Annotated in this window: 15 protein-coding genes and 1 pseudogene; 3 read left to right on the top strand and 13 right to left on the bottom strand. The window is 62.2% G+C overall.

Features of this window, described 5'->3' with window-relative positions; all coding sequences use genetic code 11:
- Positions 1–411 carry a hypothetical protein gene (locus CK221_RS10470; protein WP_095777658.1) on the top strand — a complete coding sequence of 137 codons (411 nt, stop codon included), beginning with the start codon at positions 1–3 and terminating at the stop codon, positions 409–411.
- Between the two features lie 56 nt (positions 412–467).
- Here CK221_RS10470 and CK221_RS10475 read toward each other — a convergent pair whose 3' ends face one another.
- Positions 468–1223, bottom strand: a complete 756-nt coding sequence (locus CK221_RS10475) for an outer membrane beta-barrel protein (RefSeq protein ID WP_095777659.1) — start codon at positions 1221–1223, stop codon at positions 468–470.
- Between the two features lie 264 nt (positions 1224–1487).
- Here CK221_RS10475 and CK221_RS10480 point away from each other — a divergent pair, with 264 nt between their 5' ends.
- Positions 1488–1880 (top strand): GFA family protein, encoded by a 393-nt coding sequence (locus CK221_RS10480; RefSeq protein ID WP_095777660.1) that lies wholly within the window; start codon positions 1488–1490, stop codon positions 1878–1880.
- A 23-nt stretch (positions 1881–1903) separates the two neighbouring features.
- Here CK221_RS10480 and CK221_RS10485 read toward each other — a convergent pair whose 3' ends face one another.
- Entirely contained in the window at positions 1904–3421 is a 1518-nt protein-coding gene (locus CK221_RS10485) for a winged helix-turn-helix domain-containing protein (protein WP_245430610.1), read from the bottom strand.
- Positions 3422–3622: 201 nt separating this feature from the next.
- Here CK221_RS10485 and CK221_RS10490 point away from each other — a divergent pair, with 201 nt between their 5' ends.
- The gene (locus tag CK221_RS10490; protein WP_095777661.1) at positions 3623–3859 is read left to right on the top strand and encodes a hypothetical protein; all 237 of its coding nucleotides are present in this window, start codon (positions 3623–3625) and stop codon (positions 3857–3859) included.
- Positions 3860–3986: 127 nt separating this feature from the next.
- Here the strand turns inward: CK221_RS10490 and CK221_RS10495 are convergent, their stop codons facing one another.
- The 11 genes and pseudogenes from CK221_RS10495 to CK221_RS10540 form a co-directional block, all read right to left on the bottom strand.
- Entirely contained in the window at positions 3987–4898 is a 912-nt protein-coding gene (locus tag CK221_RS10495) for an agmatinase (RefSeq protein WP_095777662.1), read from the bottom strand.
- A 374-nt stretch (positions 4899–5272) separates the two neighbouring features.
- Positions 5273–5500 carry a hypothetical protein gene (locus CK221_RS29720; protein ID WP_143749031.1) on the bottom strand — a complete coding sequence of 76 codons (228 nt, stop codon included), beginning with the start codon at positions 5498–5500 and terminating at the stop codon, positions 5273–5275.
- A gap of 38 nt (positions 5501–5538) precedes the next feature.
- A pseudogene (locus tag CK221_RS10500) lies at positions 5539–6003 on the bottom strand (ISNCY family transposase); the annotation flags it as partial.
- A gap of 60 nt (positions 6004–6063) precedes the next feature.
- Positions 6064–6672 carry a chloramphenicol phosphotransferase gene (locus CK221_RS10505; protein WP_095777663.1) on the bottom strand — a complete coding sequence of 203 codons (609 nt, stop codon included), beginning with the start codon at positions 6670–6672 and terminating at the stop codon, positions 6064–6066.
- 72 nt (positions 6673–6744) lie between these two features.
- Positions 6745–7566, bottom strand: a complete 822-nt coding sequence (locus CK221_RS10510) for an MBL fold metallo-hydrolase (protein ID WP_095777664.1) — start codon at positions 7564–7566, stop codon at positions 6745–6747.
- A gap of 1 nt (position 7567) precedes the next feature.
- The gene (locus CK221_RS10515; RefSeq protein ID WP_095777665.1) at positions 7568–8362 is read right to left on the bottom strand and encodes a TatD family hydrolase; all 795 of its coding nucleotides are present in this window, start codon (positions 8360–8362) and stop codon (positions 7568–7570) included.
- Positions 8362–9909, bottom strand: a complete 1548-nt coding sequence (gene metG / locus CK221_RS10520) for a methionine--tRNA ligase (RefSeq protein WP_095777666.1) — start codon at positions 9907–9909, stop codon at positions 8362–8364. The genes CK221_RS10515 and metG overlap by 1 nt, the downstream gene beginning before the upstream one ends.
- Before the next feature lie 134 nt (positions 9910–10043).
- Positions 10044–11099: a DNA polymerase III subunit delta' gene (locus CK221_RS10525; RefSeq protein ID WP_095777667.1), complete on the bottom strand. Its 1056-nt coding sequence runs from the start codon at positions 11097–11099 to the stop codon at positions 10044–10046.
- Positions 11096–11770 (bottom strand): dTMP kinase, encoded by a 675-nt coding sequence (gene tmk, locus CK221_RS10530; protein WP_095777668.1) that lies wholly within the window; start codon positions 11768–11770, stop codon positions 11096–11098. Before tmk ends, CK221_RS10525 begins: the two co-directional genes overlap by 4 nt.
- A gap of 72 nt (positions 11771–11842) precedes the next feature.
- A complete protein-coding gene (locus CK221_RS10535) occupies positions 11843–13021 on the bottom strand; it encodes a D-alanyl-D-alanine carboxypeptidase family protein (protein ID WP_095777669.1) in 1179 nt (392 codons plus the stop codon).
- Positions 13022–13104: 83 nt separating this feature from the next.
- Positions 13105–14373, bottom strand: a complete 1269-nt coding sequence (locus CK221_RS10540; RefSeq protein WP_095777670.1) for a septal ring lytic transglycosylase RlpA family protein — start codon at positions 14371–14373, stop codon at positions 13105–13107.
- Between the last annotated feature and the right edge of the window lie 435 nt (positions 14374–14808).

Consider the following 14808-nt stretch of genomic DNA (forward strand, 5'->3'; position numbering starts at 1 on the left):
ATGGCGTTCGCGATCAAGGCCGAGGTCAAGGATCCGCTGGCCGAGACATTCTCATTCGCGGCGCAGAAAACCATGTATGGCGGCAAGCATATCGCCGAAGGCGACACGATCTTCGTGTTCGCCAGCGAAAACGAAGGCGGGCAGGGGCTCATCGCGCGAGGTGTCGTCACGTCCTCGCAGGCAATTGCGAAACGACCCGATCTTGAACGGCAGACGCCCCGTGTTAGCGTTTCCATCCGTCGCGCCGCCCTGGCGACCAGGCGGTTGGGCCGCGACGAGCTCAAGCGGTTTAAGGACTGGAACGATGGCCGGCCGGAGACGGAGCTCAATTTCAAATTCTATCGCCAGGCGACGAACAAGATCGTCGGCATCTCGCGTGAGGCGGCGGCTTTTCTCGATGGGTTTTTCTAATCGCGGGACAGGCCCGGCGCGCTAGCCGAGCAAGAAACCTCAGCTAATTCAGTCGATTAGTTGTGTTCGCTTGCGGCGAACTTATAGCTTAGCCGTGCCATGACCACGTCGGCCCTGGCCTTGACCTTGTAAGTTTCGGGATTGGCCCCCAGCGAACCGTCGTCGAACACATTGGGGCCCGTGCTGGTCTTGGAGCCGAGATCAATATGAGTGTAGTCCACGCCAAGGCTCAGCTTGTCGGTGAGGGCGTAATCGATGCCGAGACCCAGCGCATAGCCGTTGTGCCAGTCGTTCTGCTCGTATGTGACTAGGGCGTCGTTGTCGCGCGCTTTGAAACCGACCTCGCCGCCGGCGTAGCCGCCCTTCGCATAAACCAAGACACGGTCGAACGCGTAGCCGATCCGGCCGACCACCGTCGCATAATGCTGGATCCGGCCCGTCTCGGTATCGCTATCGGGGAAGTATGGACTGATGATCGTCTTCCTGATCCCCGTTGCGGTCCATGAGGCTTCGCCGCCCAACACGAACTGGTTCCACTGGTACTGAGCGCCGACCTGCACGCCGCCAGCTATGTTGGTGTCGCGGAAATGGAACCCCTCGGTTCCGGCGGGGACCAGATCCGTGAAGAAGCCGCCGTTCGGCTGCGCGACGTCGGTGGCTGTGATATCACCATTGGCGACGCCGATATGCGCGCCGGCATAGAAGCCGCTCCAGTCGTAAGCCGAGCCGGCGACCGGACCGGTCATGTCCGCAGCCGAAGCCCCAGTCGCGCTGAGCCCAGCCAGCGCGGCGATTGCAAGAAAAGTTCTCACTGAATGTTCCTCCGACCCAAATCAGACCCCATTGAGAGCGCGATCATAGCAAGGTATCGCCGGCTAAGCTGTGACGATTATGTCGCACAGCGATAAAATCAAAGGTTGCAAAATGAGACTGTATCAACCTTGATGGCGACGGCCGCCGAAAACATGCGGCGCCGACGGGCAGGGCGCCAGCCGAAAGGCTGGCGCAGCTTGCATCGACGGCGCAACACGCTTCGTTGTAAACATTCCGGCCACATGATTTGAAGGAGACGCAACATGGACCGATTCACCGGCGGCTGCCTGTGTCGCAATGTCCGACTTGTGGCGTCGGGCCACCCATACAGGGTCTGCATCTGCCATTGTCTCGATTGCCGCAAACATCATGGCGCGCTCTTTTATGCTTCGGCGGTATTCCCTCAGGACGCGGTTACGATCGACGGTGAGACGCGCGACTATGCCGGGCGGTTTTTCTGTCCGCGCTGCGGTTCGTCCGTTTTCGCACGCACCGCGGACGAGATCGAAGTGCATCTCGGGACCCTGGACGCCCCAGACCAGCTAGCCCCGACCTACGAAAGCTGGATCATCCGTCGCGAGTCGTGGCTGCCGCCGTTTCCAGTCAGCAAGCGATACGAGCGCGATCGCGAGGCGACGAGCCGCTTCGAAGAATAGGTCGCGCCATTCCATTCTGGCCGTCAGTCCGGAAGCCCGGCCTTGCGGAACCCGTCAACGAAATGCTCGAGCATCGCGTCGTCGCGGAACGGCTCGGTCCAGACCCAGTGGCTGGTCGTGAAATGCGGGTTGGCGATAAGGAACATCTCGACCTCCGCGCGCGCCTCTTCGAACCGGCCGAGCTGCGCAAGGCTTGCCGCCAGGAAACGGCGTGAGCTGGTCCGATAGGTCTCGTCCCGGCGCAGCGTCTCGATGGCGGCTTCATAGTCGCGGGCCGCATATTGCGCGGCGCCGAGCGTGAGATAGTACCAACTCGGCGGAAACGGGTTCAGCCGGAACGCCTTGCGAATGTGCTCAAGGCCTTCCTCGATCCGCCCGGCTAGGACCTCGATGTCGGACAATGTCGCCCAGGCGTCGGCCTCGTTCGGATCGAGCTCGAACGCTTTGGCGAATTCGGCATCCGCCTCGCCGAAGCGATGCTCATAGGCAAGCAGGTTGGCAAGCACCCAGCGGCAGCCGGCGTCGTTTGGGTCGATTGTCACGGCTTTGCGGGCCAGCTCCAGGGCAATGCTCCGGTTGGGGTCGACGGGCTCGCCCCAATGCACCCATCCCATCCAATGGTTCATGGCGAGCCAGCGATAGGCCTCGGCATATTCCGGATCGAGCGAGACCGCGCGCGTCAGCATCAGATGCGCCTCCCGCGCCGTCTGAGGCGAGTCGTCGATCAGTTTTCGCGCCCGCACGCACAAATCGTAGGCCTCGAGATTCTTGGGCCGATTGCGCGGCGGCTGCGTGCGCAGCCGGCCGAGCAGCGCCTCCACGATCTTGGCCGTTACCTCGTCCTGGACGGCAAAAATATCTTCCAGGCTGCGATCGAAGCGTTCCGCCCACAGATGTTCACCGCTCACCGCGTCGACAAGCTGCGCGTTGATGCGCACACGCCCCGCGGCGCGCCTTGCGCTCCCCTCAAGCAGGTAACGCACGCCAAGGTCCTCGGCGATCGCGCGCACATCCATCGGCTTTCCCTTGTAGACGAAGACCGAGTTGCGCGCGATGACGAACAGTCCCGCGTTCCTGGACAGGTCGGTGATCAGGTCTTCGGTCAACCCGTCCGCGAAGGATTCCTGCTCGGGATCATTGCCGAAATTGACGAAGGGCAGCACGGCTATCGACGGCTTGCCGGGCAGTGGCAAAGGTTTTCGTTTCGTCTCGCCAAGCTGTTCGATGACCCCCGTGAAGCGATAGCCGACGCGCGGCACCGTGGCGATCCATTCACCGCCGTCGGCGGCGGGACCGAGCAGCTTTCTGAGCTGCGCGATCTGGACGGTGAGGTTGCCTTCCTCGACGGCCGTGCCCGGCCATGCCGCGTCCATCAGCTCGGCCTTGGCCAGGATTTCGCCTGGACGTTCCACGAGCGCGGCAAGCAGCTTCAGCCCGCGATAGCCGGCGGCCACGGGGACATCGTTCCGAAGCAACGTTCCCGCAGCTGAATCAAGCACGTACGGGCCGAAGGCAAAGCGCGATCCCTGCATGCGGCGCATCTATAGAGCAATTCCAGGAAAAGTGTGAGACGGGTAGAGCAGTTCGTCATGTCCGATGAACCGCTCGGGCCGATTTGGAAGTTTTGAGAACTATTTGGATGCGCTTAATTACGGCGCAGCCCGCATCCTGCAGAATCCAACCTCATTCAGGTGGAAGGCCTCCAACGAAAAGCATGGGGCCGCAAACCATAGGAGGTTGCCATGAACGACACGTTTGCATCGATCCCGCAGCTGGCAACGCTGGTCGGGCAGGCATCGCGGCGGCGCTACAGCCTGCAGACCCTACGAGGCATGATCGCAGCCCGGCGCGAGCAGATACGGTTTCGCTGGGATCTCAAGCGGATATCAGAGGCCAACCCGCATCTGATCGACGATATCGGACTGACGAAACAGCAGGCCGAGGAAGAGATCGCCAAGCTGCCCTTCTGGCAAAGATAAACGCGGATGTGGCGTCAACGTTGGTGCCGGCAGCGCAGTCCCACCGGGTAGGGAGGTCCGGCATGAGCTCGAAGCGACATCGGGCGGCCATAACCGGGAATCTCGTCGCGGCTTCGGGCCATCTGAGTTAAACCTGCCGGACGACAGTGCCCATGACATTGACGAGAAGCCGGGCTGCAGTCAGCGCCGACAGGCCGTCAATATCGGCAGGCGGATAGAATTCGACCAGATCAAATCCTGCGATCCTGGCCCGCTTGCCGAGGCCGGCGATCAGGTCGATCGCCTGGGTGTAGGTGAGGCCGCCTGGCGTGCGCGCCGCCACGCCCGGCATGATGCTGGGATCGAGGCCGTCGCAGTCGAAGGTCACGACGACGCGCGCGCCGTCCGGAATGTGGCTGAGAGCTGCGTCGACGCCCTGGGCATGAAGCTCGCGGGCAGTCACAAAGCGGCTGCCATAGCGTCGCGCCGCTTCGATTTCAGCCAGGCGTGCGCTGCCGACGCTGCGCAGGCCGACTTGCACGAGGCCGGCGATATGCGGCATCTCGCTCGCCCGGCGCATCGGGCTCGAATAGCCGTAGCGTTCGCCATCGACCTCGTCGCGCCAGTCGATATGCGCGTCGATCTGCAGGATCCAGACCGGCCCGTGACCGGCAAAGCCGGCGAGAAAGGGAATGACCACGGAATCGTCACCGCCGAGCAGGATCGGCACGGCCGACGCGGCCAGGACCTCGCGCGTCTTCGCCTCGATCCGCGCCCGGTTTCCCTCATTGTCATGCATGACGGTCGAGATGTTGCCGGCATCGACGCAGCAGACCGCCTTGCCGTCGAACAATGGACCGCCGAGATCGAAATCCCAATGCTCGACCAGCGGCGCATCGTCCTGGCTCGCAGCGCGGATGGCGTCGGCGGCCAGAACATAGCCGCTGCTGTCCTTTCCCGGATAGGTGCTGCCATGACCGGCACCGTAGATCACCATGCGAGGCGCGCAGCCTCCGGCGAGGCAATCGGGAAAACCAAGAAAGGAAGATGAAGAGGTCATTGTTCAACGGTCCGAATGTGAGCTCTCGCGGCGAGGGCACGTCGATAGGATCGCTTTATCGCCTCTACGTGATCCATATCAGATGATGAAGCACAATAGGGATGCGACAGCGCCAGCAAGTTAGAGATGCGACACTGCTCTGCCATTGCGTCTCAAAGCCGATGCGTTACAATGAGACTTTGGTGGGAAAGTTCTTTCCCGTTGGCTTAGAAGACCAATCGAACCCGAACGATCAGTGACCAGCTGGTTCGGGTTCTTTTGCGTCAGCGGAGCACCCGATCGGGCGTCAGCTGGTCGGGGTTGCGCAGCCCGATCGGGGGCGGTTCCAGCGAGACTCCCGGCTTTAGCTTTGAGATTCCTTCAGGCAACCAGCGTCACTGAGCTAGTGGTGGCGTTGAAGTCCATTCTTCTACCCATCCACTGGCGATCCAGTTGTTAAGGGTGATAGCGATACCCGACACGCGATTGGGCCGTGAAACCAATAGGACCAAAGTTGTGTCCGATGCGTCTCCCTCGATCCCTTTGCCGAGGAGTATACCTTTGAGGTTGGATATTTGCGTTTGGCCAAGGTGGGCAGAGAAACGCACGTAGAATGTTGTCATCGGCCTTTCCTGGCTAAAATGTGCAAGCGGGTGGTAGGCTACTCCGCAGCCTCGATCCGCGCCAACGCCTTTTGTCTTCTAGCAATGACCTCCGGATCGTTCATAAAGTCCGTTCTTCTGCCAGGTTTGCGTCCACGTTTCTCATAGCCGTTGCTAACTGCACCATCAGGAATGCCAAACAGATGATTGTCCTGGCCGGTGCGCCGAGGGGCGTGCTGGCTGCGGTGAACTTCTCGCTCGTCTTGTCTATCGGCGATCCAGGTTAGAACCTCGTCCAGACGTTTGTGCTCAACGATCTCAGGGCGATTGACCGCCTGCAGCTTGTCAAATGTCGTGTAGGGCAGGGCAGTGCCGTCATGCATAATCTCTAGGCGACCATCAGGGTAGTCACACACAACAACCTTCGAGCCAGCCGCGCGCCTCGCAATGTCTGTCGGATCGAGGATGAAAAGCACCTTGTCATACCGTAGCGTTAAAGCTTGAGAGAGCTTCCGGATCTCCTTTGATGAAAGTCGCATAAGATAGATTATGGAACTTACGTATGTGGCACGAAGCTGGTTTTGCTACGGTTCTCCTGGGCTTTCCGTGCGCGCTTCAAAGGCGTCAACGCGGTCCTTGATGTGTTCGTGAATCCTTGTAGCCGCCTCCGCCGCGCTGATCGCTGTTACGTCGATCGTCAGGCTGTTCGGGTGCTTCGGGTCAAGGACAGCGACTGTCCGGCTGCGGTGGCGCGCGGCTTCCGGATCGATCGACTTGAGACGGTCACGTCGCGTTGGCGACATCACGCGACGAACCAGTTCGGCCTCTTCGCAAAGCAAGCGCACAGGCACGAAGTGAGCGCCTCGTCGATCCGACGCATCTTTCATCTGCTGGTAGGACGCCAGGCTTCTCGCGTCTCCTTGGATGCCGGAGTTCGTGAAGATGAAGTTGGCGACGGGAGGACAAAGTGTTGCCACGGTGTCCAAGACAGCCTGGCGGACCTTGGCGGTCTGCTCCCAGACGGCATCAGGCAATGTGCGGCGACCGTCATCGGCAAGCAGTGCCAATATAGGATTGTTGATCCAGTGGTTGTCGATGACCTGGCCGGAAAGTGCCGTGCCGAGTTCCCGTGCGATCGTCAGCTTGCCGACGCCAGGGAAACCGAGCAGCAGAACAAACACATTCTGAACCATCAATCAGTTTCCGAAGCACCAAAGAGAATCGGAATCGGATTGACGACTAAGCGCCAAAGTGAACAGGCGTCTCTATCGCTCTGATTCACAAGGAATTTCGATAATCATGCCGTCATAGGCCGGCACCACGTGGTCCGGCGTCTCGGCCATCACGGCGGCATAGTCCAGCGGCACATGCATATGCGTCAGCACCGCGTTTTTCGGCGAGAGCTTCTCGATCCAGCCCAGTGCCTCGGCAAGCGACAGATGGCTTGGATGGCTGTTGTACTGCAGCGCGTCGATCACCAGCACGTCAAGGCCTTCAAGCCTTCCTGCTGTGGCAGCTGGAAAGTCGCTGATATCGGGGCAATAGGCGAGCTCGCCCACGCGGAAACCGAGCGAAATGATGTCGCCATGGATCTGCGGCAGCGGCTCCAGGGTGAGGGGACCCCCCTCGCCTTCGATCATCACCGGCCTGGCATGGTCTATGAGATGCGGCCTGACGATCGGTGGATAGGAACTGCCCGGTGGCGTCTCGAAGCAGTAGCCGAACGCCTGGCGCAGCCGCAGCATGGTCGGCTGGTCGGCATGGATATCGATACGACGGCGTTGCTCGAGCACGAAGCCGCGCAGATCGTCGATGCCGTGAATGTGGTCGGCATGCGGATGGGTATAGACCACCGCGTCGATGTGCTTGACCGAGGCGAGCAGCATCTGGGCGCGGAAATCCGGTCCGGTGTCGATGACGACGGTGGTGCGGCTGCCATTCCCTGCGATCCGCTCGACAAGAGCAGCCGTGCGCATGCGGCGGTTCTTCGGATTGGCCGGATCGCAATTGCCCCAGTCGCCGGTGATGCGCGGCGTACCGGGCGACGAGCCGCAGCCGAGAATGGTGAGGCGCAGCTGGTCGCCCATGTCAGGCCGCCGTCACGTCCGGTCGCGGCATCTTGGTAAACAGCCGGAAGACATTCTCGGTGGTGATGTCGGCGATCTCCGCCTCGCTGACGCCGATGGTCTCGGCCAGCACCTTCGCCGTATTCGCGACATAGGCGGGCTCATTGCGTTTTCCCCGATGCGGGATTGGCGCAAGATAAGGCGCGTCGGTCTCGACCAGCAGCCGTTCGCGCGGCACATCTGCGGCAATCGCGCGCAACTCGGTCGAGTTCTTGAAGGTCAGGATGCCTGAGAAGGAGACATAGCCGCCCAGCGCCACGCCGACTTCCGCCAGCCGGCGCCCGGACGAAAAACAATGCAGGATGAAGGGGAAAGCGCCCTTCCCTGTCTCCTCCTCGAGAATCGCCGCCATGTCGCCGTCGGCGTCGCGCGAATGGATGACCAGCGGCAGGTCGGTCCGGCGCGCGGCGGCGATGTGAGTGCGGAAGCCTTGCGCCTGTGCCTCGCGCGGCGCGCGGTCGTAGAAATAGTCCAGGCCGGCTTCGCCGATCGCCACCACCTTGGGATGGTCGGAAAGCCGTACCAGCTCCTCTGCGGTCACATCGAGCTCTTCCGCCGCATTGTGCGGATGAGTACCAACTGAGCAATAGACCTCACTAAAAGCTTCAGCAATTTCAAGGATTTGCTGAAAACGCTTCACGCGCGTTGAGATGGTCACCATGCGGCCGATCCCGGCTGCGAGAGCGCGGGCGACGATAGCCGCCCGCTCCTCGACAAAATCCGGAAATTCGAGATGGCAGTGACTGTCGACAAGCATCAGGCTTTGGTGTCCTGCTCGACGTAGCGGGGAAACACGCCCTCAGGCACCGGCAGCGCCGTGCCGGGCACTAGCGCATGGTCTGCGTGGACATGCGTGAAATTGCGCTTGTCCGCCGGCACCGCCAGCAGGTCGAGCAGCCTCGCCGCCGATCCGGGAATGAAGGGCTGGCAAAGCACCGTCACGCGCCGGACAAGCTCGGCCGTCGTCCACAGCACCGTCTCCATGCGCTCCGGATCGGTTTTGCGCAGCGCCCAGGGCTCCTGCGACGCGAAGTAGCGGTCGGCGTCGGCCACCACGCCGAAGATCGCCGCCAGCGCCAGATGGATGCCCTGCTCCGCCATCGCTCTGCGTGCCACCGCAAGCGCCTCCACCGCCTGGTCGAGGATCGCCGCGTCGGCTTCGGTGAGCTCGCCGCGCTTCGGCACCGCCCCGCCGCAGTTCTTGGCGATCATCGACAGCGAGCGCTGCGCCAGATTGCCGAGGCCGTTGGCGAGATCGGCATTGGTGCGGTTGACGATCGCTTCGTGACTGTAGCTGCCGTCCTGCCCGAACGGCACCTCGCGCAGGAAGAAATAGCGTACCTGGTCGAGGCCGTAATGCTCGATCATGGCGAACGGATCGACGACATTGCCGACCGATTTGGACATCTTCTCGCCGCGGTTGAACAGGAAGCCGTGGGCGAAGACGCGCTTCGGCAATTCGATGCCGGCCGACATCAGGAAGGCCGGCCAGTAGACCGCGTGGAAGCGCACGATGTCCTTGCCGATGATATGCGTCGCCGGCCAGTAGTGCCATTGCTCGGATTTGGTGTCGGGATAGCCAGCGGCCGTGATGTAGTTGGTCAATGCGTCGACCCAGACATACATCACATGCTTGTCGTTGCCCGGTACAGGCACGCCCCATTTGAACGTGGTGCGCGAGATCGACAGGTCCTTCAAGCCGGACTTGACGAAGCTGATCACTTCGTTGCGGCGCTCCGCTGGACCGATGAAGTCTGGCCGGCTCTCATAAAGTGCCAGCAATTTGTCCTGATAGGCGGATAGCCGGAAGAAATAGCTTTCCTCCTCGTTCCATTCAACCGGCGAGCCAAGCGGCTCGCGGCGTACGCCGTCGTCGCCGAGCGTGGTTTCGCTTTCGTCGAAATAGGCTTCCTGGCGGACCGAATACCAGCCGCTGTAGCGATCAAGATAGATGTCGCCATTGGCTGCCATCGCCTTCCAGATCGCTTGGCAGGATGCGTAGTGACGTTGTTCGGTCGTGCGGATGAATTCGTCGTTTGAGCCGCCGACTGTCTCGGTCATCGAGCGGAAGATTGCCGAATTGCGGTCGGCGAGCGTTATCGGCGCGATGCCTTCCTTTTCGGCCGTCTGCTGCATCTTGAGGCCGTGCTCGTCGGTGCCCGTGAGGAAGAACACATCCTTGCCGTCGAGACGCTGGAAGCGGGCCAGCGCGTCGCTGGCGATGACCGTATAGGCATGGCCGATATGTGGCTTGCCATTCGGATAGAAAATCGGCGTGGTCAGATAGGATTTTTCGCGTGACATGAATGAACCGTCATGAAGGTCTGAATGTGAGTTGTGGCGGTGGATAAACTATCGGCATGGCGATTGCCATCCCGATGCATGCCGCCCAAAAGTGGTGCCCGATTTCGGGGCAGCGGCATGCACCAAGAAAACCGTCACATTCGCATCACAGAATTCAGGCGGTCGATCATGGTCAGGGCGTGCTGCTTCTTGTCGAGATTGTAGGTCTCTGCCTCAGATATCGTGTTCACGGCCTCGTGCCAAGCGTCGGACAGCGTTTTGGCCCTGGCGAGGTTGCCGGTCAAAGCCGCTTCGCTGGCGGCGGCCGACAGCAGATCGAGCGCGCGGCGGTTGAAGATATCGAACTGGATCGCCTGGTCGCGGCCGGCAACGGCTTCGGCAAGCCGGTGGGCAGCGGCAATGTCCGGCTTTTGCGCCGCCACCAGCGCGTCGAGCGCGCCGGCGATTTCCAGCCCGCCATACTGGGTAAGCAGGATCGCGTTGCGCGCGCTGCCCCCTGCCCGCTCGGCCAAAGCGGCGCGCGCCGCCGGATCGACCGGCGGCGGCGGCTCGATGCCTTCCAGCACAGCCATCAATTCGTCCGGCGCAAGCGGCGTCAGCCGCACCATCTGACACCGCGACCGGATCGTCGGCAACAGACTGCCCGGCGCATGGACGATGAGGATGAACAGGGTGCGCGCCGGAGGCTCCTCAAGATTCTTGAGCAAGGCATTGGCGGCATTGGTGTTCATGTCGTCGGCCGGATCGACGATGACGACGCGGTAGCTGCCGTCATGCGAGGTCATCGACAGGAAGCGGCTGACCTTGCGTATCTCGTCGACGGTTAGCACCGTCTTGAAGCTTTTGGTCTTGTCGTTGGCCGGACGGGTGAGATGCAGCACCGAAGGATGCGCGCCGGTAGCGATCTGGCGAAACAGCGACGAGGCCGGATCTGGAACGGCCAGCGCTTCGGGCGCAGCCGCAAAATTGGGATGTCTGAGAAGGTGGTGCGCCAGGTGGAAGGCAAATGTGGCCTTGCCGATGCCGTGCGGCCCGGCGAGGATCAGCGCATGCGGCAGCTTGCCGGCGCGGTAAGCGGTGGCAAGCATGCCCGCCGTCTGCGCGTGGCCGATCAGTCGCGACGTTTCCGACGGCTCGGGAACGCCGTCAAGCGTGTCGTGCTGTTCGGGGGCGATGCGTTCGAAGATCATGCCGGCGCCGTCTGCTTCCTTTGCACCGGCATCCGCTTTTCCAGCACCGCGAACACGGCCGCGGTGACGACGTTTTCCACCGTTTCGGGATCGGCCGACGCATCGATCACAATGCAGCGGTCCGGCTCCGCCTCGGCGATCGCCAGGAAAGCCTCCCGCCGGCGCTGGTGGATGGCCAAAGTCTCCTTCTCGAAGCGATCGGCGCTGTCGCCGGCGCCGCGCCGTGCCGCCGCGCGCTTGAGACCTTCAGCTGGATCGATGTCGAAGATCAGCGTCATGTCGGGGACCATGCCATTGATGGCGACCGCCTCTAGCGCTTCCATGAAATCCGGATCGAGCCCGCCGGTGACGCCCTGATAGACGCGCGAGGAATCGATGAAACGGTCGCAAAGCACGATCATGCCGCGCTCGACCGCCGGCCGGATCACCTGCTCGACATGGTCGGAGCGTGCGGCGGCGAAGAGGATCGCCTCCATCTTCGGGCCGAAGGGCTCGGCGGCGCCGGACAGAAGCACATGTCTCACCGCCTCGGCACCCGGCGAGCCGCCTGGCTCGCGTGTCACCAGGACGTCGTATTTCTTGGCGCGCATGCGCCGTGCCAGCCGCTCGATCTGCGTCGACTTGCCGGCTCCTTCGCCGCCTTCGAAGGTGATGAAAAATCCGCTCGCCAATCGTGAATGCCTTCGCCCGTGCTGGCCGCTGTCATAGCTCCCGTCCGGCAAAAGGTCCACGAGCCTGCCCGATCACAAATGTTTCTGACGCAGCCAGCCGACAGCCAGTTCCTTGGCGGCGTCAAGCGCACGCTGCGGCAACGTCCCAACCTTCACCGCCTCGGCGGCGAAAAGCGGCGTTCGCTGGCTGAGCGTGTCGCCTATCCAAACGCGCAGCTCCCCGACCGGTTGCCCCTCCTCCACCGGCGCCGCCACCGGGCCGTCATAGACAATCCTGGCGGTCAGCTTGTCGCGGTTGGTTATCGGCAGAAAGATGTCCACCGGGCCCTTGGCTTTCAAGGCCACGCCTGATTGGGCGCCGCCGAAGACTTCGGCTTCGCCGACGACCTCGTCCTTGGCGAAGATCTCCGTCTTCTGGAAGGAGCGCGACCCCCAGTCTAGCAGCTTGCGCGCCTCCTCGGAGCGTTCCCGGTCGCTCGCCAGACCGCTCAGCGCCGCGATCACACGAATGCCGTTGTGGCTGACCGTGCCGACAATGCCGAAGCCGGCGGACTCGCTCGCCCCGGCCACGAAGCCGTCGGCATCGATGCCCATGGCCAAAAGCGGATTGCGGTTCCGCTGGGAGATCTTGTTCCAGGTGAAGTCGGGCTGGCCGTAGTAGTGGAAGAACTCAGGATAGTCGCGCCAGATGTGCAGCGCCAGCGTCGTGAGCTCCCGCACTGTTGTCTGCTGGCCATCTGCCGGCAGCCCGGTCGAATTGACGAAGGTCGATTTCGAGAGACCAAGCTCGCGGGCACGCTCGGTCATCTGCGCGGCGAAATTCGCCTCCGAGCCCGCCATGCCTTCGGCAAGCACGATGCAGCCGTCATTGGCGGCCTGCACGGTCACGCCCTGGATCAGATCCTCGACACGGACCGCCGATTTGAGCTTGGCGAACATCGTCGAGGTGCCCGACGGCGCGCCGCCGGTGCGCCAGGCGTTTTCGCTGACCACGAACGTATCGTCGAGCGTGATCCGCTTCGATTTGATGGCGTTGAAGACCACCTCCATCGTCATCAGCTTGGCCATCGAAGCCGGCGGGATCGGCTTGTCGGCATCCTTGGCGAAAAGCACCGTGCCGGTATCGGCGTCGATCATGAAGGCCTGGGCCGCCTTGGTCTCGAAAAGCTGCGCGCCGGCCGGGGCTGCCCAAAGCAGTATCACCGCCAGGCCTAGCAATCCGGCGAAAGGCTGAAAGATGCGGAACTGCATGAAATATCGACCCACTTAGCCGTGCTGGCGTCGACAAGTTATCAGGGTTCTTTCCGCCGGATCAACGGCGCGCGCGAAATTGATCAGTTTCGCACAACCAATGCGTCCGGCGCGCCGTGCGACCAGGCCGCCTGCAGCAGGTCGTCGATGCTGCTATGGCCATCCGGATAGACGTTGACCGCGTACCAGTCGTTGCCGTCGAGCTCGGTGCGCTGGATTTCAGTCCTGCCAAACGGCTCGAGCGCCGCCGCCACGCGGTTTGCCTGCGCCGCATTGTCAAAGGAGCCGGCGGCCACATAATCGGAGGCCGGCGTCTGTTCCTGGCCGTTCGACTTCTTCCACGACTGCAGGATGTCGGCCGGCGACATGCCGCTGCCGTCGAGGGCGGCAAAGACGTCGGCGCTATTGACGCGCTCATCCGCGTAGGACAGCGACGCCATGGCAAAAGGCGAGTTCGGCGGCAGCCTGAACTGCGGCCGCTCCGGCACGATCGGCCCGAAATCCGGCAGCACGACTTCGCTGGCGCCCTGCGCCTGCCCTGACATCGCCGGTTGCGCGGCAGGCTGCTCCGACAGACCCGACTGCGTGGCAAAAGCCTGCCCAGAACTGGTCAGCTGGCCGGGGAACGGCACGGCCGCTGGAGGTGCATCGCTCATCGACAGGCTGGGCGACGGGCCGTTCATGGCCACCATCACGCCCGTCGGCAGGCCGTCGGACGGATCGGGCCGCCTGCTGCCGGGACGGTAGGAAGCCATCAGATACTGGTCGTCATTGCCGTCGAGAGGCGCCCGGCCGACATATTCGACCTTCACCCTTGCCGTGCCGACCTTGCCATAGTCGAGCATTTGCGCGGCACGTTCCGAGACGTCGATGATGCGGCCCTCATGGTATGGGCCGCGGTCGTTGACGCGCACGATGATCGAACTGCCAGTCTCGAGATTGGTGACGCGGGCATAGCTCGGCAGCGGCATGGTCGGGTGCGCCGCCGTCAGTTGCATCGTGTCATAGACTTCGCCGTTGGCGGTCAGCCGGCCGTGGAAGGCATCGCCATACCAGGAAGCCAGGCCAACCTTGGCATATTTCTTATCCTCCTTGGGATAGTACCACTTGCCACGCACCTGGTACGGCTTGCCGAGTTGGTCGCGGCCGCCGCCGCGCCGCATGAAGGCAACGCGCGGGCTCGCCTTCACGCCATATTCGGATTCGGCGAAATACTCCTTGGAACGCGGTCGCTTGTCGACCATGCCTTTCGGTTGCGGCGTCGACGTACAGCCGGCAAGCAGCACCGCCGAGAGGGCGCACAGCACGAAGGCAGGAGCGCGACGAAGACGCGGGCGCGCCGAAGTCTGCATGTTTTCGATTGTCCCCTACAGTCTCGCCGCCATCAATCGGAGCCAAGCGCCCCCGAATGCAGCAACACCTTGATCCCCAATATCTTTGTGCACAGGAAATGTTTATTACGATGTTAATCGATTACGGCCGGAACCGGGCGAGATTATGGCGGGGAAAAAACTGCCAGAGGGTGAGCCTTGCGTGGATGAGCGCCGGATGGAGGGGCAGCTTTTTGGAGGGGGACTTCCATTTCCAACCGGCGCTCACAGCGCTGGAATTGCCCGCGCCAACCAGGAGTTTAGCATGGGCGTCCGCAAGGCCTGCCTAGATCGAAGGGATGAACTCGGTTCATCCATATGAGCAGTGGTTTCACGGATCAGTTGGGAGACGCTTTCGCGCCTAGCCGGAGGCGTTGCCGTCGGACTGGACAAGAAGACGCCCACCACGTTTTCCGT

The sequence above is a fragment of the Mesorhizobium sp. WSM3868 genome, assembly GCF_002294785.1.
Lineage (GTDB): Bacteria > Pseudomonadota > Alphaproteobacteria > Rhizobiales > Rhizobiaceae > Mesorhizobium.